At 50.8% G+C, this 1784-nt stretch carries 1 rRNA gene; it reads left to right on the top strand.

What is annotated here, in order from left to right:
- The first annotated feature begins 140 nt into the window (after positions 1 to 140).
- A 16S ribosomal RNA gene (locus PS3_RS06675) occupies positions 141 to 1714 on the top strand.
- Positions 1715 to 1784: the final 70 nt, after the last annotated feature.

Raw genomic sequence — 1784 nt, 5'->3', positions numbered from 1 at the left:
GCAGCAAGGTAGATCTTTGAAAACTGAATATAGTTTCGACGAATCAAATGTGTAGGGTCTTTGATCAAAGATCAAAGCAAAACATTTGCGAAGTTAATTCGCTTAATTTATTTGAATTTAGAGCTATTCAAGTTCTTATTTTATATGAGAGTTTGATCCTGGCTCAGGATGAACGCCGGCGGTGTGCCTAATACATGCAAGTCGAACGCGTTGGCCCAACTGATTGACGATGCTTGCATCCGATTGACGTTGGATTTCCAACGAGTGGCGGACGGGTGAGTAACACGTAGGTAACCTGCCCAGAAGCGGGGGATAACATCTGGAAACAGGTGCTAATACCGCATAACAATTCAAACCGCATGGTTTGAATTTAAAAGATGGCTCTGCTATCACTTCTGGATGGACCTGCGGCGCATTAGCTTGTTGGTAGGGTAATGGCCTACCAAGGCAGTGATGCGTAGCCGAGTTGAGAGACTGATCGGCCACAATGGGACTGAGACACGGCCCATACTCCTACGGGAGGCAGCAGTAGGGAATCTTCCACAATGGGCGCAAGCCTGATGGAGCAACACCGCGTGAGTGAAGAAGGGTTTCGGCTCGTAAAGCTCTGTTGTTGAAGAAGAACGTGCATGAGAGTAACTGTTCATGCAGTGACGGTATTCAACCAGAAAGTCACGGCTAACTACGTGCCAGCAGCCGCGGTAATACGTAGGTGGCAAGCGTTATCCGGATTTATTGGGCGTAAAGAGAGTGCAGGCGGTTTCTTAAGTCTGATGTGAAAGCCTTCGGCTCAACCGAAGAAGTGCATCGGAAACTGGGAGACTTGAGTACAGAAGAGGGCAGTGGAACTCCATGTGTAGCGGTGGAATGCGTAGATATATGGAAGAACACCAGTGGCGAAGGCGGCTGCCTGGTCTGTAACTGACGCTGAGACTCGAAAGCATGGGTAGCGAACAGGATTAGATACCCTGGTAGTCCATGCCGTAAACGATGAGTGCTAGGTGTTGGAGGGTTTCCGCCCTTCAGTGCCGGAGCTAACGCATTAAGCACTCCGCCTGGGGAGTACGACCGCAAGGTTGAAACTCAAAGGAATTGACGGGGGCCCGCACAAGCGGTGGAGCATGTGGTTTAATTCGAAGCTACGCGAAGAACCTTACCAGGTCTTGACATCTTGCGCCAACCCTAGAGATAGGGCGTTCCCTTCGGGGACGCAATGACAGGTGGTGCATGGTCGTCGTCAGCTCGTGTCGTGAGATGTTGGGTTAAGTCCCGCAACGAGCGCAACCCTTGTTACTAGTTGCCAGCATTCAGTTGGGCACTCTAGTGAGACTGCCGGTGACAAACCGGAGGAAGGTGGGGACGACGTCAGATCATCATGCCCCTTATGACCTGGGCTACACACGTGCTACAATGGACGGTACAACGAGTCGCGAACTCGCGAGGGCAAGCAAATCTCTTAAAACCGTTCTCAGTTCGGATTGCAGGCTGCAACTCGCCTGCATGAAGTCGGAATCGCTAGTAATCGCGGATCAGCATGCCGCGGTGAATACGTTCCCGGGCCTTGTACACACCGCCCGTCACACCATGAGAGTTTGTAACACCCAAAGTCGGTGGGGTAACCATTTGGAGCCAGCCGCCTAAGGTGGGACAGATGATTAGGGTGAAGTCGTAACAAGGTAGCCGTAGGAGAACCTGCGGCTGGATCACCTCCTTTCTAAGGAATAATCGGAAACCTACACAAGTTGAAACTATGTTCAGTTTTGAGAGATTTACCTCTCAAGTTT

The sequence above is a fragment of the Limosilactobacillus gastricus PS3 genome, assembly GCF_000247775.1.
Classification (GTDB): Bacteria; Bacillota; Bacilli; order Lactobacillales; family Lactobacillaceae; genus Limosilactobacillus; species Limosilactobacillus gastricus_A.
The sequence above is the reverse complement of the archived record's forward strand: the minus strand, read 5'-3'. Positions and strand labels throughout refer to the sequence as shown.